This window comes from Effusibacillus lacus (assembly GCF_002335525.1).
Lineage (GTDB): Bacteria > Bacillota > Bacilli > Tumebacillales > Effusibacillaceae > Effusibacillus > Effusibacillus lacus.
The window spans coordinates 142942-164463 of record NZ_BDUF01000057.1 but is presented as its reverse complement, the minus strand read 5'-3'; the positions used below and the strand labels follow the sequence as shown (position 1 = coordinate 164463).

Below are 21522 nucleotides of genomic sequence, written 5' to 3'. Positions count from 1 at the left end.
TTGATTTCTTTTGCCAAATCAGCAAAATTGTCATTATTGCCCGCGCTTGCGGCGGACGGTCACAGTTTCGCCGCCTATCCCCCAATTGTCCGTGTCAACTTCATCAATAACGACCACCGTTGTCTGCGGGTTCTTGCCGAGCACATCCACCAGCAGCTTTGTGGCTCCTTCGATCAGTTGCGCTTTTTGTTCGGGAGTAACTCCTTCTTTGGTAATCTTGATATTCACATAAGGCATTTCAGGTCACCCTTTCCGTGTTATTGTTCTACCGAGCGCCGGGCGCCGCGATAGTTTGTGAACCATGCTCCTGTCGCCAATGTACCCATTCCAATCAACAAAACGATCGTAGCAAGAATCAGCGAATATGTAAAATCGTGGGTTTTGGCTGCCATTGTTCCGGCCAGAACCAGGGAAGGGATGGGACCCCATTTATCAAAATTACTTCCAGAGAAACTGGAGGATAAGACAGCAATTCCGACAAATAACCAGGTACGATTCTTGGATGTGTTTCCGGTGGTCTGGGAATCAACCTCCTGTCTAGATTGATTGTCAGTCAGTGAGAACAAGAAGGAATGGCTCTCAATGGACGGTGGAGTGAACAACTCAACCGCTAACTGATGGGGGGATTTGGCTACTTTCATAAAGCTTTAGCGAAAACACCCTGCGAGACAATCGACAGATAGGTACGGCGTCGTCTCTAAATGAGCCCGTGGAAACAGTTGAAAAAAGTTGGGGGGGGAGTCACCCCCTCCTACTCGATTTTATTCCTATTCCGGTAATTTTGGATAGTGTGTTCTTTATCAAACGTAACGGGCTGTAACCATTTTCTTGCGGGTGTAAAATTCTACGCCATCTCGTCCATTAGCATGTAAATCGCCATAGAAAGATTTTTTATAACCAGAGAAAGGGAAAAACGCCATGGGGGCCGGAACTCCCACATTTACACCTAACATACCCGCATCAATCTCTTCTCGGAATTGCCGGATTGCTTTTGCACTGTCTGTGAATATGCAAGCACCGTTTGCAAATTCAGACTGATTGGCAATCTCGATTGCTTCAGGTAAATCTTTGGCACGAACAATAGATAAAACAGGTGCAAAAATTTCGTCTTGCCATATTTTCATACCCGGTTCAACATGATCGAATATAGTTGGGCCTACAAAATATCCTTGTCCGCTTGTTGCAGCGTCCTTGCGTCCATCCCGAACGAGAATGGCACCTTCTTTTTCTCCGATCTCAATGTATTGAATCGTCCGCTGTTTATGTGATTCACGAATCACCGGACCTAAGAACACACCTTCTTCCAGTCCGTTTCCGATCTTGATATCCTCGGCTGCCTTCACTAACCGCGGAATCAATTCATCGGCAATACCTCCTACTGCAACTACAACTGCACAAGCCATACAGCGTTCGCCGGCTGAACCGAATGCCGCCCCTATAATATTGGTCACAGCAAGTTCCAGATCTGCATCCGGCATGACGATTGTATGATTTTTTGCACCTGCAAGCGCTTGCACCCGTTTGCCATGGCTGGACGCTGTTTTATAGACGTGCTCGGCTACAGGTTGGGACCCCACGAAAGATACTGCTTTAATATCTTTATGCTCCAGAATGCGATTCACTACATCATGTGCTCCGTGAACAATATTCAGGACGCCATCCGGCAAACCCGCTTTCGCAAAAAGTTCAGCCAAACGGTTAGCCAACAGGGGAGTTCTCTCAGACGGTTTCAATACAAACGTGTTTCCGCAAGCAATCGCAAGCGGGAACATCCAACAGGGAACCATCATCGGGAAGTTAAAAGGCGTAATTCCCCCAACGACTCCAATTGGATAACGCCACATGCCCGATTCAATATTGGTTGCGATATCAGGTAACTGGCTCCCCATCATTAACGTGGGAGCCCCTGCAGCAAATTCCACGCACTCAATGCCTCTTTGCACTTCGCCGTAAGCATCCTCATAAGTCTTACCGTTTTCCAAAGTGATCAATTGAGCCAATTCACTCCAATGATCAATTAAAAGTTGCTGGTACTTGAACAGAATTCTCGCTCTCCTGGGAACAGGGGTTTTACTCCAGATTTTAAAAGCCTGCTTGGCGGCTTCTGCCGCTTTGTCAACATCTTCTGTAGCAGATAAAGGTACATGGGCGAGAGTCTCACCGGTTGCAGGATTATAGACCGGTTCCGTACGATCGGATAACGAGGATACCCATCGACCTCCGATGAAATTTTGTATGGTTTGAACAGTCATTTACACACAACCTCTCTTATTATTCTTCCGTTCATTCATGCTGAGACTGCCAACTGTCAATGAATGAATGGCAAGTTTCGCATTGACATCAAAATGGTTCTGGATCGCCGTCTGGAAAAATTCTTTGCAATCTGTAACCGCCTGCTCATCAAGTTGAAGAATCGAGTGGATAATTTCTTCTACCCGTTTTGACAGACGATGTCTTGGGACCGATTCGCTGACCAGACCCATTTCGCTTGCCCGTTTTGGAGAAATGGGTTCTCCGGTAACAACTAAAGAAAAGGCTTGCCGAATCGGAATGTATTCGCTTAGATAAGACATTACGGCAGTTGGGGCTAACCCCATTTTAATTTCGGGAAAGGAAAGGACCGCATCTTCACTCACAATAGCAAAATCACAAAGAATTGCCATGCCGAACCCGAATCCTTTCGCATCACCCTGGACTTCCGCTATCGTAATCAACGGGAGTTTTCGCAACAGTTGTTTGAATCCAACCAGACGTTTCACTTCCGTTTTCATTTCTTCTGTGGACCTGGCTGAACGTTCACGCCCCGTGCAAAATTTATCGCCGGTTGCCCGGATATGAAGAATTCTAGTCTGGGGATTTTCGGTTTCCTTTCGAAGTTCGGCAAGCATGGCCTCAAACATTTCTCCAGTAATTTCATTTCCGTTTTCAGGGTTGTTCAGTGTAAAACGAAGAACAAGTCCTTCACGAACGATTTCCACCTGATTGGACAAAGAATAACGCCTCCTCAGCAAGTTTTGGGCAGACGGCAAAACCTGCCCTATTTGACATCAATTCAAACGCTTCGGTTGGTCACTGGGAGAATACCAATCAACTGTTTGGCCAGTGATGTTAACAGTAACAGCCCGTGTTTCCGTAAAGTGTTCAAACGACTCTTTTCCGGTTTCACGACCCACCCCGCTATCTTTAAAGCCCCCCCAGGGAGAAGCGGGGTCAAGACGATGATGGTCCTGAATCCATACCATACCGAAAATGAGCTTTGAAGCAACACGATGAGAGCGGGCCACGTCATTTGTCCATACGCCAGCAGCCAACCCGTATCGGGTTCCGTTTGCAATTTGGATTGCATCCTCTTCCTCATCGAACGGCATGACCACCGTAACAGGTCCGAACACTTCTTCGTTTGCAATCTCCATTTCCGGCGTTACATCGTAAAAGACAGTTGGCTCCAGGAAGAAGCCCCCTTTAGGTGCATCGGTCGGAACCTTGCCGCCGGTCAATACTTTAGCGCCTTGATTCCGGGCAGTATCCAACATTTTCAGAATCCGATCCAGGGATCGGGCTGAAATTACCGGACCTAGTTGTGTTTTGGGGTCAAACGGATCCCCATACCGAATCGAGTTCACTTTTGTTTTGAACGCTTCAAGAAATTTGTTGTAGATCGAACGTTGAACAAGTATACGAGAACCACAAACACAAGTTTGACCGGCTCCAATGAAAGCTGCAAAAGAAGCCCCGTCCACTGCACGTTTCAAATCCATGTCATCAAAGATGATCACTGCACCTTTGCCGCCTAACTCCAGAGTCATTTTTGCAAAATGGTTGGCTGCCGATTTGCCGATTGAGCGTCCAACCTCAGTACCACCCGTAAATACAACTTTTTTGACGTCCGGATGATCTGCAAGCGGAGCACCTGCTTCAATTCCAAGACCATTTATCAGATTGACAACCCCTTTTGGAATTCCGGCTTCAATCAAAAGTTCAACCAGACGCACTGTTGTAAAAGGCGTTTGTTCCGACGGCTTAATAACTACACTGTTTCCAGTTGCGAGAGCAGGGGCTAACGATTTACTAAGAATCATTAAAGGATGGTTGAAAGATGTCATGAGGGCGCAAACACCAAGGGGAATACGCTGGATGTAATGAAGGTAAGGGCCCTCAATCGGGACAACAGCATCGCGGTGAGTCCATGCTTCTGCTGCAAAGTAGCGAAAGAAATCAGGTAAACGGCTGATTTGTGCGCGGGTCTCGGAAATTGGGCGCCCGTTGTTCAGGGTCTCCAAACGATACAATTCTTCTAAATTGGCTTCAAATAAATCTGCAAAACGATTCAAAACTTTAGCTCGTTCACGTCCCGAAATTTGACTCCATACTCCACTCTCGAAAGAATCTTTTGCCGCTTTAACAGCACGATTCACATCTACTTTATCCGCTGCCGATAGGTGCCCGATAACCTCCCCGGTAGCAGGATTAATCACTTCCAGAGTTTTCCCGCTTTCTGACATGCAAAATTCTCCGTTGATAAACAATCTGGCTGTTGGCAGAGTAGACGACATTGAAATCAGCTCCTTTTTAATCACGTTTAAATAACGAAATATTCAAGACAATAGTAAAAAACAAATATAAACGTTGTCAATAAGAAAAAATGCATATACATAGAATTTTTCAAACAGAAAAAATTTAACCAAGTTAAAAAACACCTATTTACAAGCATACCCTCCCTACCATATGATTGGTATAGTAACAAGATTTTAAAAAGTCAACTAATTCGGAAAGGGGGGTCGGATTATCGATTGTTTCCGTATTTCGGGGGACTAATGGTTGTGTTATTTCCGAGCAAGAATCTAACGATAGGAAGGGAATACTTATGGCAACTTCTCTCAAGTTAAATGAAACAGACAGTTGGCGGAACATAACGAAAACTCAATGGCTTGTATTACTTACTACATTTTTGGCTTGGGGACTCGATGGATTTGACGGCAATATCTTCAGTTTGGTGATTGGAAGCGCAATGAAAGATTTGTTGGTAAACTCCGGAATAGAACCAACAGAGAAGGCTATTGCGTTCTATGGCGGTATGAACATCACAATTTATCTGATTGGCTGGTCCCTGGGAGCTCTCTTGTTTGGTATCCTTGCAGATTACTTCGGACGGGTTCGAGTTCTGATGGTGAGTATTCTAGTGTATGCCTTATTTACTTTTGCCTGTGCTTTTGTAGATAACTGGTATACACTAGCAGTTTTCCGTTTCCTGACTGGCCTTGGATCTGGAGTGGAGTGGCCAATTGGGGCCGCGTTGATTGCAGAATCTTGGAACAATCGTTTCCGTGCCAAGGCAGCAGGAATTATGATGTCTGGTTTTGCGTTTGGATTTTTTCTAAGTTCGTTTGCATTTAAATATTCACAACAAATTTCACAACTGTTTGGCTTTGAACAATCCTGGCGCGGCATGTTCCTACTGGGCATTCTTCCTGCATTCATTGTGGTCTTTACACGTGGCAAAATCCATGAACCGGAATCTTTCAAGAAAGTAAAGGAACTCCGAAAAGCCTTGAAAAACAAGAGGATAGAAGAAATTTCCGAATCAGACAAAAGATACAAGCGGTTTGTTCTGGTACAACTTTTTAAACCGCCTTATAGGAGAGACTCATTATTATCCATTGGAATGAGTATCGGAGGACTATTTGCATTCTGGGCGATCACCGGTTTTACACCGAGCACGATTCGTGAAATATTGGCTGCACAAGGAATTAATGGTGCAGCAGCAGTACCCTTAATTGCCAACGGAAGTATGATGCTATATTTGGGCGGCATGATTGGTTATGCTTCGTGGGGATTTATTGCAGACAAAATCGGACGTAAAAAAGGAATGGCATTGTCCTTTATTACCACTATTATTGGGACCTCCTATCTGTACCCGTTTGTAAAAGATTATGAAACATTTTTGTTGCTTCTTCCGGTGGTTGGATTCGGGGTGTTTAGCTTCTTTAGCGCCAGTGCGATTTACTTTGCAGAGTTGTTTAATACGGAAGTCCGAACAACCGCTATCTCACTTGCAAATAACGTAGGACGTTTCATTACGAGTCCAGGACCGTTTATTGTCGGAACACTGTATGGATGGTTTGGAAGCTATGGGGTTGCTACCGCGATTGTCAGCTCAACTGTGGCATTCTCGCTTATTCTCTTATATTTTGCAAAAGAAACATGGAAACAAAACAGCTTGGAAAGCAACACAACATCAATTTCGGGATAAATGAAAGCGATATCATAGTAAAACAGCCTTTTAGAAAATAAAGAGGCTGTTTTTTCTTACTCTTTGAAGGAAAATAATGATTCTTGCAGAATCGTGCAGAATATTTTATTATCCCTTTGACAACGCTAATCATATTTTATGAGGGAAAAGTCATGAATATTGGAGAAAAAATTAGAAAACAAAGGAAGCTTCTGGGTCTCACCATCAATGATGTGGCAGAACGGGTAGGGGTAAGTACAAGCCTGATCAGTCAAATCGAAAACGATAAAGCAGACCCATCGCTGGTGACTCTAAAAAAAATTGTACATGTACTGCAAATCCGGTTTGCTGATTTATTTAATGATGAGTCCTCTATGAGTCCGGTCGTAAGAAAAGATCAACGAAAGAAAATCGTTCTTGGGAAAAATGCAGGAATTGTCCAAGAGTTGTTGGCCCCTGATATAAAACGAAATCTAGAATTGCTTTTAATTACTTACAAAGAAGGAGAATCAAGCGAAGGGGTTCTTATCCATCAAGGTGAAGAATGCGGGTTGGTCTTGGAAGGACGGTTGGAACTGACGATTGGAACAGATGTTTATGAGTTGGAAGAGGGGGATAGCGTCTATTTTAATTCAGATATTCCTCACAGCTTTAAAAATATAGGAAAAGGCCCACTCAAACTGGTGTGGATCATTACACCAGTAACTTGGTGATCGTTTCCCGCATTGGCTCTTGTTAACGCAACTTAAGTGAGGGGTTGCAAGCAAGTACCTGGGGAATTAGGTACAATCTGCTATAAATCAATTACTGGGTTAATGAACTCGAGCGATAAAGTTCTCGCAAGCGATTCATAGCCACTAATGCCCATAAACCCTGTTATGCCTACGCCCGAACTGACCTTATGGATAATTCCCCTGCTTTGCGCCTTCATGTGAGGTTGGACAGCCTTAATCATTCGTTTATATCGCTCCTATCCTTGAATGATTCATAAACGCATATATAGGCGTTTTTAACCAACACATCTACACCCTCACATTACAAATACCGTAATAACTGCGGACTGAATTTTAGTTTTATTTGTTTTTTACCTGTATCGCCCCTTATTTTGCGAAAGGGATTCTTGTCTTAGCAAAAAAGTGAAGCCCGCTGAAGAACACAATTCAGTTCGGCGGGCTTTTGTATCAGGGGAGAATCTTGTTACTTCACCTGCTGTTTGGCTTTCTCCGCAAATGTTGTATTCACCAGTTTGTCGTAAGGACCAGGGGTCTTCAATTCCCCTGCCTGCCTCATGACCTCGTGCATGTTCTCCCATTCTTCTTTGTCGATAATGGGGTCTTGCGCCCATATATCCGCTTTCTTGTAACGGTCAGCCACACTTACGAGAATATCCTTCTCCACCTGCGGGAAGTAGGGCTTCATCACTTCCGCAATTTCTTCCGGGGTTGCGTTTTGCACCCAGTTTTGCGCTTTGTGAATTGCATTGGTAAACTTTTGGACCGTATTGGGGTTGGCTTTAATGAAGCTGTCCTTGGCCAAGAATACGGTGTACGGAAGTTTTCCGCTGTCCTTGCCAAGGGAAATCACCGGATGGCCTTTTCCCTGTTGTTCCAGAATGGAAGCGGCCGGTTCGAATGCCTGATAGAAGTCTCCCGTACCCGAAGCGAATGCTGCCGTTTGGTTATCAAAAGCAATGTTCTGAATGATGGTGTTGTCCACTTTCGGGTTTACGCCGTTCTTCCGTTGAACGAATTCGCTGACCATCTGCGGCATCGAGCCGTTACGTGAACCGATGATGGATTTTCCCTTGGTCATTGACCAGTTGAAATTATCGATTTTCTGTCGGGCGACCAGGAAAGTGCCATCCCGCTGGGTGAGTTGGGCGAAATTGACAACCGGTTCCGTTGCCCCTTGCTGATTGACAAAGACTGTCGTTTCAGCACCGACCAGACCCACGTCCGCTTGATTGGACAGGACGGCGGTCATGACTTTGTCTCCGCCCCATGCGGTTGTGAGCTCCACTTCGAGCCCTTGTTCCTTAAAGAATCCTTTCTCAAGCGCCACATATTGAGGCGCATAAAAAACAGAGCGAATGACCTCCGACAAACGAATTTTTGTTTTCTCAGCCGGTTGTTCCGAGCCGCAGCCTACAGTCGCAAACAGTAGCGCCCCAGTCAGCAGCAGACCCTCAATTGTTTTCCGTTTCAATTGTGTCCTGGACCTCCTTTTCAGATGATATCCATCCTATGGCAAAGGCCCAGAGTTGGTGACAGGACTGGCCGGACGTGCGACAGCGAAGGCAGTGTGACAAGAATGGGAAGCGCCGCCGGAAGACGGTCAAAAAGTTGTAAGAATAACGTAAGCCTTCTCGGGTTTCGGTTATGCGGCGTTTAGTGTTATAATGAGTCGATAAGTTCAAGCATCACGGAAGTGTGGCCTTGTTTGAATCGGAGGGGGTTACATGAATATCCTCGCAATTGGACTGAATTACAGGACTGCCCCTGTTGAGATCCGGGAAAAATTTGCCATATTGGAGCATGATCTGGAAGACGCGCTCAGACGTCTTGTCCAAGCTGGTTGTCTGGCTGAAGCTGTGGTGGTGTCCACCTGCAACCGGACAGAAGTCTACGCTGTCGCCTATTCGGCAAATGCCGGACGGGAAGAAATCATAAAGTTTCTGGCTGATGCCTCAGGAATTTCCCGTGAGGTGTTTTTGCCATATCTGTATATCCACGCCGATGATCTGGCGGTTCGTCATTTGTTTCGCGTGACTTGCGGGTTGGATTCGATGGTGCTGGGGGAGACACAGATTCTCGGGCAAGTGAAGGACGCTTTTTTGTTCGCTCAGGGACTGGGCACTACCGGCGCCACTTTCAATAATTTGTTCAAACGGGCCGTTACTTTGGCCAAGCAGGCTCATTCGGAAACGGAGATTGGACGCTATGCGGTGTCGGTCTCTTACGCGGCTGTCGAATTGGCGAAAAAAATCTTCGAAGAGCTTACCAACAAGACCGTTCTGATTATAGGCGCCGGAAAAATGAGCGAGTTGACGGCCAAACACCTGTATTCATCGGGTGCTCGCCGTGTTCTTGTGGTAAACCGTACATTTGAGCGGGCCAAAGAGCTGGCTGACAAATTCGAAGGCCACGCCCTTGAGCTCAAGTCCATTGATCTGGCTCTGAAAGAGGCGGATATTGTCATTTCCTCAACTGGCGCCGAAGGGTATGTAGTAACGAAAAACCAGGTGGGAAGCGCCATGAAACAGCGCCGTTTTCGTCCGCTGTTCATGATCGACATCGCGGTTCCCCGTGACCTGGATCCGAAAATCAACGATCTTGACAATGTCTTTCTCTATGATATTGATGACCTGGAAGGCGTTATCGCGGCCAATCTGGAAGAACGACGCAAGGAAGCCCGGAAGATCGAGCAGTTTTTGGAGCAGGAATTGGTCGCGTTCAAACAATGGCAGACGGAACGGGCGGCCATTCCATTGATCCAGGCCCTGCAGAAAAAGGCGGGTGGCATTCAGAAATCGGTGATGGAAAGCCTTCGCAACAAACTGCCCAATCTGACGGATCGGGAAATGAAGCACTTGGAGAAGCACACCATGAGCATTGTCAACCAGTTGCTCCGGGACCCCATTCAACAATTGAAGGAGATGGCCACGGAGCAGCAGGCGGATCTGTATCTGGAAGTTTTTTCACGGATTTTTGCATTGGAAGAGACAGCGGAATCTGCGAGCAAACACTCTTCTCCCGAACCGGAATCTCCTGAACCTGAAGGCAGAGAGAAGCGGCAGCCGCAAGCGGCCGTTACGGTTGCCAAATCGGAAACCTACCAAAATACTAAAGCCACCGTCGAAACCCAGTGGTTCGGCGGGCTTTCCAGATAGGGGGGCATGCGGATGCAGGTGAGTGTCCTTCTGTACGATATCATGACATTTATTTACGCAGTCGCTGTACTGCTGTATTTTGTGGACTTCATTCATCCCAACCTGAAGGCGAACCGGTTTGCTTTCGGGTTGGTGTTTGCTGTCTGGATCATCCAGTCCGTTTTCTTTATCATGCGGATGCTGGAACTCAATTACGTTCCGATCCTGACCACTTTCGAGACGATGATCTTTTTCTCCTGGATCCTGATTACGTTCTCGCTGGTGATCAATTTTTTCTACAAAATCGATCTGTTCACATTCTTTACCAACGTGGCGGGTTTTGCAGCCGTGGCGTTCGTCACCTTCACCTACAAGGGGGCTACGTCTCTTGCCGCTTCCCTGCAGGGGAATCTGTTGGTTTTGCACATTTCAATGGCGCTTTTGAGCTATGCTTGTTTCTTGCTGGCTACCATCTTCTCCATCATGTACCTGATCCAGGAAAAACTGTTGAAAGAAAAGAGGTGGAACGACCTGTTCCGGCGTTTGCCTTCTCTGGATCAATTGGAGCAGTTCTCTCACCGGCTGGTGGTGTTTGGCTTCCCGCTCTTGCTGACTGCGATGATTCTGGGAGCCATTTGGTATAATGCAAGGTATGACGAGATTCTGATTCTCGATCCGAAACCGGTGGTCTCGTTGTTGGTGCTGGTGAACTACGGCATCTCCATCTATTTGCGGGTGTCTGCCGGCTGGCTCGGAAGAAGGTTGGCGTGGATCAACATCACCGGCTTTGTTGGAGTCGTCATCAATTATTTGATTGTCGGGGAATTTTTTTCCGATTTCCATAACTGGAGATGACTGCTTCCATGGACAGCCGGTATTTTGCCGCGTTTCTTGATATTGCCGGCCGTTTGTGCACAGTCATCGGAGGCGGTCAAGTGGCGGAACGCAAAATCAAAACTCTCCTGGCATGTGGTGCCCGCATCAGGATTGTATCACCCGGTCTTACCCCTGAACTGGGGAGGCTTGCGGCCGAAGGTGCGATTGAACACATAGCCCGGCCTTATGAACCAGGCGACACAGAGGGCGCTTTCCTGACAATTGCAGCAACTGACTCACGGGAAGTGAACCGCCTGGTAGTCGAGGAAGTCAACAAGGAAGGACGTCTGGTGAATTCCGTGCATGGTGCAGCAGAAGCCAATCTGATCTTTCCGGCTGTTGTTGACAGAGGACCGTTGCAAGTGGCCATATCCACGTCTGGAACCGGACCGGTTGTGGCAAAAGCGATCCGGGAAGACTTGGAAGAGTATTTTGGCGAAGAGTTTGAAGTTTATCTGCACAAGTTGTCCTCGGTTCGGGAACATCTGAAACAAACCATTGATGAGGAAAAAATGCGAGCCGAAGTCCTGCTCGCAATCGTCCAATCCCGTGTTCGGGAACTGCTGCGCAGCGGAAACGAAGCTGAAGCGGACCGGATTATCCGGTCCATCATAGAGGGGCAGGGAAATTCATGAGACAAATTAAAGTGGCAACCCGAAAAAGCGCTCTGGCAGTAACCCAGACCAACTGGGTTTGCTCCCAATTGGAATCCGTTTATCCGGGCTTGAAGATTGAAATGGAAAAGATCGTCACCCAAGGAGATCGAATCCTGGAGGTTACTTTGTCCAAGATTGGCGGCAAAGGACTGTTTGTCAAAGAGATCGAGCAGGCATTGCTGGATGGTACGGCTGATTTTGCCGTCCACAGCATGAAGGACATGCCAGCCGAAATCCCCGACGGTCTGATGATTGTTGCCGTACCGGAACGGGAAGATCCGAGGGACGTGTTGATCAGCCGTGACGGCCGATCTTTTATCGAGCTTCCGAAGGGAGCGAAGGTGGGAACCAGTTCGCTGCGCCGGGCGGCCCAGATTAAAGCGGCCCGTCCGGATCTGGAAATCCGTCCGCTGCGAGGCAATATTGACACCCGTCTGCGCAAGCTGGAAGAGGAAGAATTGGATGCCATCATACTGGCTGCGGCCGGACTGTCCCGTATGGGGTGGCTTAACCGCTCAACCGAGCGGCTTTCCGTTGACATTTGCATCCCGGCGGTTGGACAAGGAGCCTTGGCGGTTCAATGCCGTTCGGATGACAAGGATATGATTGAACTGCTGTCGGTGTTGGATCATGAACCGACTCGCATGGAAGTGATGGCCGAGCGGGCTTTTCTGGGCAAGTTGAACGGCGGGTGCCAGGTTCCGATTGGCGGTTTTGCCGAATCCCATGACGGTCTGATATCCCTCAGAGGATTTGTGGGCACGCCTGACGGCTCCACTCTATTGAAAGAGTTTGCGGAAGGCAATCGTCCGGAGGAATTGGGGCTGGAGGTAGCCGCGAAACTGATGGATCGGGGGGCATTTGAAATTCTGGAGGCAGTCAATCAGGAGATGAAATCCTGATGGTTTCCGGCAAAGTATACCTTGTCGGGGCGGGTCCCGGCGATCCCGGATTGATTACGGTCAAGGGGCGGAATGCCATTCAGACAGCGGACGTGGTTCTGTATGACCGCCTTTGCTCCCCGAGATTGCTTGCGTTTGCGCCGTCCGGAGCGGAGTTGATATATTCCGGGAAAACTCCTGACCAGCACACCCTGCCGCAGGAAGAAATTAACCGCCTGCTTGCAGAATACGCGAAGCAAGGAAAGACTGTAGTCCGTCTGAAAGGCGGCGATCCCAGTGTGTTCGGCCGGGTAGGAGAAGAGATGGAGCATTTGGCGGAACATGGAATCGAGTATGAGGTGATTCCGGGAGTATCATCTGCCATTGGCGTTCCGATTTATGCCGGGATCCCGGTTACTTATCGAGGGGTTGCCTCGTCTTTCGCTGTTGTGACAGGACATGAAGACCCGGCGAAAGGCACTGTCAGTGTGGATTGGGAGCGGGTGGCGGTTGGTTCGGACACCCTGATTTTTTTGATGGGAGTCGGAAGGATTGCGTCCATTGCGGACAATCTGATTCGCTACGGAAGACCTGCAGATACACCCGTTGCACTTACCCGTTGGGGTACGTGGGCGGAACAGGAAACCCTCACCGGCACCCTTTCTGACATAGCCGAAAAAGTGGAACAGGCCAATTTCCGGAACCCGGCGGTAATCGTGGTTGGGGATGTTGTGCGGTTACGGGATAAAATTGCATGGTTTGAGAAGAAGCCGCTGTTCGGCAAACGGGTAATGATTACCCGGGCGCGAACACAAGCCAGTGAATTGGCGCGGCTCATTGAAGAGCAAGGTGGAGAATCTTACGAATTTCCGGTGATACGGCTGGTGCCTCCGAGTGATTGGGGACCGGTCGACCATGCGTTGCATAACCTGGAAACCTTTGATTGGATTGTGTTTACTTCGGTGAACGGAGTGGAATTCTTCTTTGGACGAATGCTTGAGATGGAGATCGATGTCCGCAGGATACGCGGCAAGATTGCATCTGTTGGCGCCACAACCGAAGAAGCTCTCAGGCAAAGAGGACTGATCGCAGATCTTATTCCGCAACAGTTCGTTGGGGAGGCTTTGTTTGAAGAGCTTGCTTCCCATGTTCGTTCCGGTCAGAAAGTGCTGCTGCCAAGGGCGGACATCGCCCGCAAGGCGCTGCCGGAGGCATTGCGTCAAATTGGATGCAAGGTAGTGGAAGTGGATGTATACGAGAATGTGCCCGTCTTCGAGCATGCGCAGGAAGCGTTACAGATGCTAAGCGATGGGGATATCCATGCCATTACTTTTACCAGTTCTTCCACAGTAAAGAATTTTGTAAAAATCCTTGAAGGGGAAGATCTGCATTCCCTGTTGCAGAGAGTCACAATCGCTTCCATCGGTCCCATTACAACCGAAACTGCGGAAAAAATGGGGCTTCGTGTGGATGTGACGGCTGAAACCCATACCATTCAGGGATTGGTGGAAGCACTAATTGCCCATGAGCAAAGAAATTCATTTTAAGGATACGAAGGAGTGAGTCAGGCATGCAACTACCTGATTTTCAGCGCTTGCGCAGATTGCGCCGGACTGCCGGAATCCGTTCCATGGTAAGAGAAACGGAACTGAACGCAACTGATTTTATCTATCCCCTGTTTGCTGCCCACGGAAGCAATGTGAAGGAAGAAATCGGTTCGATGCCGGGCGTTTACCACCTGTCCATTGACCAGATCCGCAAAGAGGTTGAGGAAGTTACAAGGCTCGGCATTGGCGCGGTTCTGCTGTTTGGAGTCCCGGCCAACAAAGACCATCTCAGTTCGGAAGCGTACGCACAGGAAGGGATCGTCCAGCAGGCGGTTCGCGCCATCAAGGAAGAGAACCCGGAACTGACGGTCATCACCGATGTTTGCTTGTGTGCCTACAATCCGCTGGGCCACTGCGGGATCGTACACGAAGGGGAAATCCTGAATGACCCAACGCTGGAACTGCTGGCGAAAACGGCTGTCTCTCACGCACAGGCGGGTGCGGACATTGTGGCTCCTTCCGATATGATGGACGGACGGATTGCCGCGATTCGGGCAGGTCTCGACCGGGAAGGGTTTCTCAACATTCCCATCATGTCTTACTCAGTCAAATATGCGTCTTCTTACTACGGTCCTTTCCGGGATGCGGCTCATTCGGCCCCTGCCTTCGGCGACCGGAAGACCTACCAGATGGATCCGGCCAATGCCCGGGAAGCGATGCGGGAAGCGGCGGCGGATGTGGAAGAAGGCGCCGATTTTCTGATGGTCAAGCCGGCCATGGCCTACATGGACATTATCCGGATGCTGCGTGACAACTTCGATCTGCCGATCGTTTCGTACAACGTATCGGGAGAATATTCGATGATCAAAGCGGCGGCCCGCAACGGCTGGGTGGATGAACAGAAGGTGGTTCTGGAGCTGCTGACAGGGTTGAAGCGCGCCGGTTCGGATCTGATCATTACCTACCACGCGAAGGAAGCGGCAGAATGGCTGAAATAGCCCCGAAAAAAATGCCTTGAATGATTGGAGGAGGCCGTGTCATGCACAACGGTTACGAGAAATCACAAGCTGCTTTTGCAGAAGCGAAGAAGTTCATTCCAGGCGGTGTCAATTCTCCCGTTCGGGCTTTTCGGGCAGTCGGAACGGAACCTGTCTTTATCGAACGCGGTGAAGGGAGCCGCATGTTTGACATTGACGGAAATGAATATATTGACTATGTGCTTTCCTGGGGGCCGCTGATTTTGGGGCATGCCCATCCGGAAGTGACAGAGGCCGTAATCGAGTATACGAAAAAAGGAACCTCCTACGGAGCCCCCACCCTGCTGGAAACGGAGATGGCCAAACTGGTCGTAGACATTGTCCCTTCCGTTGAGATTGTGCGGATGGTCAATTCGGGTACGGAAGCGACGATGAGCGCCCTCCGCCTGGCACGCGGCTATACCAAACGCAGCAAGATCATCAAGTTTGAAGGCTGTTACCACGGACATGCGGATAGTCTGTTAATTAAAGCGGGATCCGGCGTGGCAACCCTTGGTTTGCCGGATTCACCCGGGGTGCCGGAATCGGTTGCATCCAACACCTTGACCGTTCCTTTCAACGATATCGAATCGCTGAAACTGGCTTTCGAGAAGTTTGGAGAAGACATAGCGGCTGTTATCATTGAACCGGTTGCGGGCAACATGGGGTGCGTTCTTCCCAAGCCCGGGTATCTGCCAGCCGTTCGGCAAATCACCCGTGAATACGGGACCCTTCTGATCTTTGACGAGGTGATGACCGGTTTCCGGGTGGCTTATGGCGGGGCTCAAGCCTATTACGACATTGATCCGGATTTGACCACCCTGGGTAAGGTGATCGGCGGAGGTTTGCCGGTTGGCGCTTATGGCGGCAAGAAAGAAATCATGGAGATGATCGCGCCGGCAGGTCCCATCTACCAGGCCGGGACATTGTCCGGCAACCCGCTGGCGATGATTGCGGGATACACGACTCTGAAACTGTTGGGCCGTACGGGAGTCTATGAGGAGTTGGCTGCCAAGTCCAGACGGATCGCAGATGGGTTTAAAGAGGCGACCGAAGAACTCGGAATCCCCTCTTTCACCTGTTCTGTCGGGGGCATGTTCGGCTGCTTTTTCACTGATACGGAAGTTGTGGATTATTCGACAGCGAAGACTTCCAACCTGGATCGTTACGGGAAGTATTTCCGCGAAATGCTGAAACGGGGTGTCTATCTGGCGCCCTCCCAATTGGAAGCGGGCTTCACGTCTCTCGCTCATACGGTTGAGGATATTGACCGCACGCTGGAAGCTTCGCGGGAAGCGTTGAAGGCGTTGTAGGATGCCAGCCCTTCGGCCCCAAAATGCGCTATTGGATACGGGCTCGGAGTTAACGGCACCAGGTGCCGGTAAGCGGCTCCCGTCTAAAAATAGCGGCACTCCATGCCGCTAAGTGGCTACGGTTGAAATTCATAACGGCACCAAATGCCGCTAAGCGGCCTAGGTTTAATATTAGCGGCACTCCATGCCGCTAAGCGACTCAGGTTGAAATGATAACGGTACCAGGTGCCGTTATTGTATATGGGTCGTGGAGTTAACGGTATCAGGTGCCGCTATTGTAAATGGGTCACGGAGTTTACGGCACCAGGTGCCGTAATTGCGTAGAAGTCGTGGAGATAACTAACGGATTCACGATAAGGGACTATTAAAATAAATGTTATTTTAAGAATTACAATGAATTCGACAGATATAACGATGAAAACACCGTTGTTTAGAAACATATCGTCAACAGGCTGTCTTATAATTTGGGGACAGCCTCTTCGTATTAAAAAGTCAAGACAATTACTACGCTATACTCTCCGATATTCGGAATTAAAAAAGAACAGCGATCGTAGTTAATAAGTAGGTTGAAATTGTATATTATTATAATTAAATAATATTAAATACTACTTGTCCTATTAATAGAAAAATAATTGCTAATAATAACGCCTTCGCAAATTTTAAAGGAATATGTGGTAAAGCAAATAATCCAATTTGAGAACCTAGTGCAGAACCAATAGCCATTACGATTGCATAATCCCATTGTACAAATCCAGTATTATAAAAAATGATAAAAGCACCAACACAACTTCCAAGGATTAATACTCTTGTAAGCTGTACAGCTTTGGTGTACGTATTGCTTTTCCTCATAAAGTGTATAATTCCAAATGTAGAAGAACCAGGACCAAATCCTCCATCATAAGCTGCTATAAAAAAGGGATAATTCGAGATGAAATACCATCGCCTTGATGAATGGTGTTCCCTTCAACTTAAGAAATCCACTTTTTATTTTTGATTGTTACAAAGAAAGCGAACACAAGCAAAGCGAGTGCAATGATGTTCATCGTTCTTTCTGCAATACTAGAAGTAATTAAAGCTCCAACAATCCCTCCAACAAATGTTAAAGATACATTTATTGGGACATAACGGCACTCAGTGCCACTCTGCCAAACGAGTCACGGAATCAACTGCAGTCTTTGCCATATGCAAAAGAGTTGCGGAATAAGCAGGTTTATTTTTTACTTCCATACCGACGTTTACATGTAAGCTGGAGAAATGGTATAGTATACCGCAAAACAAACGACTATGAAGCCAGCCATGAAACGTAAAAAGGAGGGACTTCCGTGTCATTCGACCAGCACCCCCACCAAACTGTGATACCCGTATACCGTCCCCTGGAAGGGCCGCTTGTACCAATTGAAGAGGTTCCGGATCCCGTGTTCTCTTCCAAGCTGCTGGGTGACGGGGTGGCGGTGCGGGCGGAAAGCGGGGTGTTGCGTTCGCCCGTTGACGGTGAAGTGAGCTTGTTGTTTCCGTCCATGCATGCAATTGCAATCCGTACAACGCAAGGATTGGACATTATGATTCATATTGGGTTGGATACAGTTGAACTTCAGGGAATGGGCTTTGTTTCGCTTGTGGAACCGGGGGATTCGGTACGGATTGGCCAGGAACTGATCCGTTTTGACCTGCCGAAGATTGCAGCCACCCATTCGTTGTTAACCCCCGTGCTTGTCACGGATATGGAGCGGGTCGAAAGGATTGAGCCCGGGACGGAAGAGATCCTTTATTTCGTAGTGCTGAAACAATCCTCTTTGCGTCAGGAGTCAAGAGATTGGCAGACCGTGGAACAAAGCATCTCCGGTTTGGCATTATCGGATGGAATCGCAATGGGTACAGCTGTCGTCTTCAGGCCAGAGTACAATGTAAAAAGGTACCGGGTGGCGGATCGGCTTGCGGAGGTTGACCGCTTCCGGCAGGCTGTGCTGAATGCGAAAGCGGATTTGGGCGATTTGATCGAAACAGCCATTACCCGGTTGTCAGCACAGGAAGTGGAGATCCTGTCGGTTCAGGAATTGCTCTTGGAAGATCCGCTCGTTACAGATGAAATCTTGGAGGAAATAGGACAAACAGGCTTTAATGCCGAAGCTGTCGTATGGGATGTGATGCAACGCTGGATTCAGGAATTTACTGAGATGGAAGACCCTTATATGCGCGGGCGGGCGATTGATTTGATCGACGTCCGCGACCGGCTGCTGAGGATGCTGGAAGGGGCATTCCACACTGCTCCCGGATTTGGGAAAGGAAGCATTCTGGTAATGGAGGAATTGCCTCCCACGATTGTCGGGGATCCCAATCTTGAGAATATTGGCGGTGTTGTGACGGCCAAGGGAAATGAAACCAGCCATGGATCCATCCTGGCAAGGTCAATCGGGATCCCTTTGGTTTCCGGGATGGGAGATAAGATGGCGGGCATTCTGCCGGGGGATTTCCTGATTGTTGACGGAACAAACGGCCAAGTAATCATCAACCCAAGCCCGGAAACAATTGAACGTTACCGGGAGCAGTTGGCACGCCGCCAGGAGCAGGAGCGGGAACTGCTGACATGGCGGGACAAGCAGGCAATTACTCAGGATCAGTATAAAATATCGGTGGGGGCTAACATCGGAGGATTGGCCGACACGAAACGGGCACGGAAGTTCGGGGCGGATGAAATAGGCTTGTTCCGGACGGAAGTGTTGTTTATGAGCTATGGTCATTGGCCTTCCGAAGAAGAACAATTTGATTGGTACAAACGCATCTTATTGGAGATGGAAGGGCGACCTGTCATTTTCAGGGTGTTGGACATTGGCGGGGACAAGCCCCTGCCCTATTTTCCCATTGAGGAGCAAAACCCTTTCCTCGGGTACCGCGGGGTAAGGGTACTGTTTGACCAGATCCGATTGTTTCGTGAACAGCTGCGGGCTTTGTACCGGGCTTCCCGATTTGGCCCTGTTCGCATCATGTTCCCGATGATTCATTCGGTCGAAGAATGGAAGTCCATTCAGGTCATCTGTGAGGATGTAAGAGCAGAAACGGGAGTTGAGCCTGTCGATCTTGGCCTGATGGTGGAAACGCCTGCCGCCGCTCTGCTGATCGACTACTTTGTCGAACATGTCCAATTTATCAGCATTGGCACCAATGATCTGACTCAGTACACGCTGGCCGTCGACCGTCAAAACGATCGGGTAAAAGACCTGTATGATCCTCTTCATCCCGCCGTGCTTAGGTTGATCCGAAAAGTGGCACAGTCTGCTGCAAAGAAAAATGTGTGGGTCGGGGTGTGCGGTGAGCTAGCCGGGGACGAAACGATGCTGCCCTTTTGGATTGGTTTGGGAGTCAATGAGTTGTCTGTCAATCCAAACCGGGTGCTGTCCATCAAGAAGCGGATCTCCGACTTGTCACGCAGTGAAGCACAACAGCTGGTGGCCAATCTGGACAATGCAATGACAAGAGAAGACGTGAACCGGATACTGTTCGGCAAATCCATATGAGTATACCGTCGGGGTGCGCCTTGGCGGTTTTTTTTGTCATATGAGGGATTCCACGGACATAAAGTGAACTGATGCAGGAGAACGTTGGAGGAGGGAGTCGGCGTGGCTCTTGGGGAACAGTTGCCGGTTATTCGAATTCAAGTGGATCAAAGGTTGCCAGTTCAGTCCGGTGTGGCTGGTGAAGTAAGGGATGATTCATCTGTCTCATCCGAGATCACCTATTTTGACAGAGTAGGGGATTTTTATATTTTGGAAGGGGCATTGACATTCTCCGGTGGCGTGCAATCCGGCCCGACGGGAGAACCGGGTCACCATGACGTACAACCGTTCTCATACCGCCTGCCGTATGCTCTGCGAATTCCCGTTGCCGGCCAACCAAATTTCTTGGAGGTTACCACAAGAATTGGGAAATGGAGAGTGCGGGCGGAAGAACCGGATTTCCTGCAGCTGCAGGCTGAACTGACCGTGCAGGGACTGAACGGTAGAAACGGGTACTCGTTCTATTGCGGTGATCAGGAAGACTGGGTGCAACCGCAGCCGGAATCGGCCAACCGGGATATGGCGGAATTCCCTGAAGTGGTTAATGCGCCATCCGATGTTCTGTTTGAAGACAAGTCGGAAGATCGGGATGAAGGTCGGATGGAAGACCGGGTTAATCAGAAACCCAAAGGCTATGATGAAAAAGAATGGATGATGGAAGCCAAAGAGGAGTCAGACGTTCAGGACACACTGGTTTATGAACCAGGTTCCGATTGGCAAAAACAATTGAATGCCGTCTTTCATCAAGCATCTGCGTACACGCGGGAGCAAACGGAGGAAGCAGAGGTTGATGCAGTTGCCGATGTCAATGCAGAGGCCAATCAGGATAGGGATGCGGATACGGATACGGATACGGATTCGGATGTTCGTGAAGAGGAAACCTCGTTCCAATTTGAGGCATTGGCGGATGAAGTGGTGGCTGAATCAACTGCGGAGCCGATTGCAAACCCTGAAACAGGCGCTTTCCATAGTACTGCTGACTCGGCGGAAGCGGTTGCTGCTTCGGAACAAGTGGAGGCTGTACCTGCGGAACTGGTAGCGGTCGCGGAGCCAGCAGGGGAAACGGAGAGCCAGGAGGACACACAACCGGTTGCTGCGGATGATTCGGAGACTGTGACAGCTTCAGCCGGCCCGACGAAAGCTCCTGGACCCAAGCTCTCCTTTGGGGCCAAGAAAGAAGAAATCACGGAGGAACCGTTGAAGCTGTCCGGCCTGGCCTTCGGATCCGTAACAAAAAACCTTGACAGGTCGGAAGCTGACGGGATGTCTGCAGAAAGTAACACTAAGGAAACCGTTACGACCCAAGCGGAGTATGATGAGAAACAATCCTATCCACAAACGTCCGGAATGATGGTGGAACCTTTGGTTGAGACATCCGATTCTTCCGTCTGGGGCAAATGGATACAGAAAGAATCGGAAGCCCGCTACACATTGAAATTTCGAATCATACAGGAGTCTGAATCGCTCGAAGAAGTGGCAAACTCATACCAGACCCCGATCGAAAACCTGATGAGGGCAAACGGAATGACGAACGAGCAGGTCGAGACCGGCCAGGTCTTGTTAATACCCGGAAGGCGGCGATAAG

At 48.9% G+C, this 21522-nt stretch carries 17 protein-coding genes; 11 read left to right on the top strand and 6 right to left on the bottom strand.

Annotation, left to right across the window (positions count from 1 at the left end; translation table 11 throughout):
- Positions 1-33: 33 nt before the first annotated feature.
- The 4 genes from EFBL_RS11315 to EFBL_RS11295 form a co-directional block, all read right to left on the bottom strand.
- Complete coding sequence (locus tag EFBL_RS11315; RefSeq protein WP_096182234.1) at positions 34-237, bottom strand: tautomerase family protein; 204 nt, start codon at positions 235-237, stop codon at positions 34-36.
- Between the two features lie 563 nt (positions 238-800).
- Positions 801-2252, bottom strand: a complete 1452-nt coding sequence (locus tag EFBL_RS11305; RefSeq protein ID WP_096182232.1) for a CoA-acylating methylmalonate-semialdehyde dehydrogenase — start codon at positions 2250-2252, stop codon at positions 801-803.
- The gene (locus EFBL_RS11300) at positions 2253-2990 is read right to left on the bottom strand and encodes an enoyl-CoA hydratase/isomerase family protein (RefSeq protein WP_165912432.1); all 738 of its coding nucleotides are present in this window, start codon (positions 2988-2990) and stop codon (positions 2253-2255) included. It abuts the gene before it with no gap.
- A 57-nt stretch (positions 2991-3047) separates the two neighbouring features.
- Positions 3048-4553 (bottom strand): aldehyde dehydrogenase, encoded by a 1506-nt coding sequence (locus EFBL_RS11295; RefSeq protein ID WP_207907551.1) that lies wholly within the window; start codon positions 4551-4553, stop codon positions 3048-3050.
- Positions 4554-4864: 311 nt separating this feature from the next.
- On the opposite strand from EFBL_RS11295, the gene EFBL_RS11290 reads away from it, so the two are divergent.
- Positions 4865-6250 (top strand): MFS transporter, encoded by a 1386-nt coding sequence (locus EFBL_RS11290; RefSeq protein WP_096182230.1) that lies wholly within the window; start codon positions 4865-4867, stop codon positions 6248-6250.
- A gap of 152 nt (positions 6251-6402) precedes the next feature.
- Complete coding sequence (locus EFBL_RS11285) at positions 6403-6942, top strand: helix-turn-helix domain-containing protein (protein WP_096182229.1); 540 nt, start codon at positions 6403-6405, stop codon at positions 6940-6942.
- Positions 6943-7426: 484 nt separating this feature from the next.
- On the opposite strand, the gene EFBL_RS11275 is transcribed toward EFBL_RS11285, so the two are convergent.
- Positions 7427-8434 carry an ABC transporter substrate-binding protein gene (locus EFBL_RS11275; RefSeq protein WP_096182228.1) on the bottom strand — a complete coding sequence of 336 codons (1008 nt, stop codon included), beginning with the start codon at positions 8432-8434 and terminating at the stop codon, positions 7427-7429.
- Between the two features lie 253 nt (positions 8435-8687).
- On the opposite strand from EFBL_RS11275, the gene hemA reads away from it, so the two are divergent.
- Genes hemA through hemL form a run of 7 tightly spaced genes read left to right on the top strand, consistent with a single transcriptional unit; the run spans position 8688 to position 16386 of the window.
- Positions 8688-10118 carry a glutamyl-tRNA reductase gene (gene hemA / locus EFBL_RS11270; RefSeq protein WP_096182227.1) on the top strand — a complete coding sequence of 477 codons (1431 nt, stop codon included), beginning with the start codon at positions 8688-8690 and terminating at the stop codon, positions 10116-10118.
- A 12-nt stretch (positions 10119-10130) separates the two neighbouring features.
- Positions 10131-10952 (top strand): cytochrome C assembly family protein, encoded by an 822-nt coding sequence (locus EFBL_RS11265; RefSeq protein ID WP_096182226.1) that lies wholly within the window; start codon positions 10131-10133, stop codon positions 10950-10952.
- Between the two features lie 8 nt (positions 10953-10960).
- Positions 10961-11608, top strand: coding sequence for a precorrin-2 dehydrogenase/sirohydrochlorin ferrochelatase family protein (locus EFBL_RS11260; protein ID WP_165912433.1), 648 nt, complete (start codon positions 10961-10963; stop codon positions 11606-11608).
- Complete coding sequence (gene hemC / locus EFBL_RS11255; protein WP_096182224.1) at positions 11605-12531, top strand: hydroxymethylbilane synthase; 927 nt, start codon at positions 11605-11607, stop codon at positions 12529-12531. The genes EFBL_RS11260 and hemC overlap by 4 nt, the downstream gene beginning before the upstream one ends.
- Positions 12531-14057, top strand: coding sequence for a uroporphyrinogen-III C-methyltransferase (gene cobA, locus EFBL_RS11250; protein ID WP_096182223.1), 1527 nt, complete (start codon positions 12531-12533; stop codon positions 14055-14057). The genes hemC and cobA overlap by 1 nt, the downstream gene beginning before the upstream one ends.
- 23 nt (positions 14058-14080) lie before the next feature.
- Positions 14081-15055 (top strand): porphobilinogen synthase, encoded by a 975-nt coding sequence (gene hemB, locus EFBL_RS11245; protein WP_096182222.1) that lies wholly within the window; start codon positions 14081-14083, stop codon positions 15053-15055.
- Positions 15056-15096: 41 nt separating this feature from the next.
- Complete coding sequence (hemL, locus tag EFBL_RS11240) at positions 15097-16386, top strand: glutamate-1-semialdehyde 2,1-aminomutase (protein ID WP_096182221.1); 1290 nt, start codon at positions 15097-15099, stop codon at positions 16384-16386.
- Positions 16387-16974: 588 nt separating this feature from the next.
- Here hemL and EFBL_RS21285 read toward each other — a convergent pair.
- Complete coding sequence (locus tag EFBL_RS21285) at positions 16975-17247, bottom strand: TSUP family transporter (RefSeq protein WP_369690102.1); 273 nt, start codon at positions 17245-17247, stop codon at positions 16975-16977.
- Between the two features lie 461 nt (positions 17248-17708).
- Between EFBL_RS21285 and ptsP the strand changes: the two genes are divergently transcribed.
- Complete coding sequence (gene ptsP / locus EFBL_RS11230; protein WP_096182220.1) at positions 17709-19898, top strand: phosphoenolpyruvate--protein phosphotransferase; 2190 nt, start codon at positions 17709-17711, stop codon at positions 19896-19898.
- A gap of 102 nt (positions 19899-20000) precedes the next feature.
- Positions 20001-21521, top strand: coding sequence for a LysM peptidoglycan-binding domain-containing protein (locus EFBL_RS11225; RefSeq protein WP_096182219.1), 1521 nt, complete (start codon positions 20001-20003; stop codon positions 21519-21521).
- The last annotated feature ends 1 nt before the right edge of the window (position 21522 follow it).

Excerpts from the sequence above, each read along its gene's own strand:
- EFBL_RS11315 (WP_096182234.1), bottom strand. The coding sequence starts at position 237 with ATGCCTTATGTGAATATCAAGATTACCAAAGAAGGAGTTACTCCCGAA.
- EFBL_RS11305 (WP_096182232.1), bottom strand. The coding sequence starts at position 2,252 with ATGACTGTTCAAACCATACAAAATTTCATCGGAGGTCGATGGGTATCC.
- EFBL_RS11295 (WP_207907551.1), bottom strand. The coding sequence starts at position 4,553 with ATGTCGTCTACTCTGCCAACAGCCAGATTGTTTATCAACGGAGAATTT.
- EFBL_RS11290 (WP_096182230.1), top strand. The coding sequence starts at position 4,865 with ATGGCAACTTCTCTCAAGTTAAATGAAACAGACAGTTGGCGGAACATA.
- EFBL_RS11285 (WP_096182229.1), top strand. The coding sequence starts at position 6,403 with ATGAATATTGGAGAAAAAATTAGAAAACAAAGGAAGCTTCTGGGTCTC.
- hemA (WP_096182227.1), top strand. The coding sequence starts at position 8,688 with ATGAATATCCTCGCAATTGGACTGAATTACAGGACTGCCCCTGTTGAG.
- EFBL_RS11265 (WP_096182226.1), top strand. The coding sequence starts at position 10,131 with ATGCAGGTGAGTGTCCTTCTGTACGATATCATGACATTTATTTACGCA.
- EFBL_RS11260 (WP_165912433.1), top strand. The coding sequence starts at position 10,961 with ATGGACAGCCGGTATTTTGCCGCGTTTCTTGATATTGCCGGCCGTTTG.
- hemC (WP_096182224.1), top strand. The coding sequence starts at position 11,605 with ATGAGACAAATTAAAGTGGCAACCCGAAAAAGCGCTCTGGCAGTAACC.
- cobA (WP_096182223.1), top strand. The coding sequence starts at position 12,531 with ATGGTTTCCGGCAAAGTATACCTTGTCGGGGCGGGTCCCGGCGATCCC.
- hemB (WP_096182222.1), top strand. The coding sequence starts at position 14,081 with ATGCAACTACCTGATTTTCAGCGCTTGCGCAGATTGCGCCGGACTGCC.
- hemL (WP_096182221.1), top strand. The coding sequence starts at position 15,097 with ATGCACAACGGTTACGAGAAATCACAAGCTGCTTTTGCAGAAGCGAAG.